Source organism: Paenibacillus sp. OT2-17 (assembly GCF_009827695.1).
In the GTDB taxonomy this organism is placed as follows: Bacteria; Bacillota; Bacilli; order Paenibacillales; family Paenibacillaceae; genus Paenibacillus; species Paenibacillus polymyxa_B.
The window spans coordinates 1-1,505 of sequence record NZ_WUDQ01000736.1 but is presented as its reverse complement, the minus strand read 5'-3'; the positions used below and the strand labels follow the sequence as shown (position 1 = coordinate 1,505).

Below are 1,505 nucleotides of genomic sequence, written 5' to 3'. Positions count from 1 at the left end.
CCGGTGGCCATGCAGAGCATCCGGTTCGCCAGGGGCAGCTGCATGGATTGGAGGAAGACCCGGCAGAAGCGGTCCTGATGGCTGTAGCCTGCTTGCAAATATACCGACATAGTGCCCAGTATGGGGAGAAAATGTGGGAGTGGATTGAAAGGACTGGCGTTCTGGCATTACGGGAAAGTGTGCTTGACGCTGCTCTTCGAAGTGGACTGGCGGGTAGCCTGCGGACCACAATGCTGACAGGATGATGTGATGGGTTGAGTTCAGTTGTGGTGATATTCTATCGTGTGCAGACAATAAAATTCCGAAAAATGGCGAAGGGGAGGTGACTTTGATGTGTAAGTCAGGAGAAGGCAAACCTGAAGCTGGGCTACATGTATCGGCAGTAATGGATACGCAGTGCCCGTTTTGCAGCGTGCAATGTAAGATGACCGTTAACACGGATACGGAGACACTCGCGGGTATCATCCGTACAGTGTATAAGGCGGAAGGGAAGCCTAATGCAGCCTCGCAGGGTAGGCTGTGCATCAAGGGAATGAATGCGCATCAGCATGCGACTCATGCGGAAAGGCTGGTACAGCCCCTCATACGCAAAGAGGGCAAACTTGTTCCCGTCAAGTGGGAAGAGGCGTTGGATACTATAGCTAGCAGTTTCTCTACGCTACTGTCCACACAGGGTCCCGATGCAATCGGAATTTACGGTGGAGGTTCACTCTCCAATGAAACGGCTTATTTACTCGGTAAATTTGCAAGAGTAGCTGTAGGTACGCGATATATCGATTATAACGGGCGCTTCTGCATGTCGGCAGCGGCATCCGCTGGCAGTAAAGTGTTTGGCGTTGATCGCGGACTGACCTGCAGACTGGCTGATATTCCGTTGGCTCGTTGTATTGTGCTTGCAGGCACGAATATCGCTGAATGCCAGCCGACCTTAATGCCTTACTTTCATCAGGCGAAGGAAAACGGCGCGTTTGTCATTGTAATTGACCCGCGCGCGACACCAACGGCGGCGGCCGCCGATTTGCACTTGCAAATCAAGCCAGGTATGGATGCTGTACTGGCCAATGCCATGCTAAAGGTCATCGTGGACGAAGGATTTGCGAATGAAGAGTTTATCCGCAAGCGGACCAACGGCTATGACCAGCTGTTGACTCATTTGAAGGGTGTGGATCTGAGAGAATCGGCTGCGTTGTGCGGAATTGAGGTAGAAATGATCCGGCAGGCAGCACATGCCTTTGGCAGTGTGGAGACCGGCATCGTTTTTACGGCCAGGGGTGTTGAACAGCAGACAGATGGACATATGGCGGTGCGTGCATTTCTTAATCTGGTGCTGGCCACTGGCAAGATTGGAAGGGAAGGATGCGGTTATGGGGCCGTCACAGGCCAGGGAAACGGGCAAGGGGGGCGAGAGCACGGCCAAAAGGCTGACCAGCTTCCTGGTTACAGATCGATTGCGAATGAAGAAGATCGAGCCTATGTGGCGTCTGTGTGGGGAGTTGAACCAAGCA

General features: G+C 53.0%; 1 protein-coding gene and 1 pseudogene. Both read left to right on the top strand.

The genetic code is table 11. From position 1 onward, the window contains the following. Positions 1-245 (top strand): annotated as a pseudogene (locus GRP75_RS26620) (nitrite reductase large subunit NirB); the annotation flags it as partial. 86 nt (positions 246-331) lie between these two features. Further along, positions 332-1,505 (top strand): molybdopterin-dependent oxidoreductase (locus GRP75_RS26615; protein ID WP_160790854.1); only part of this gene is annotated, 1,174 nt, incomplete at its 3' end.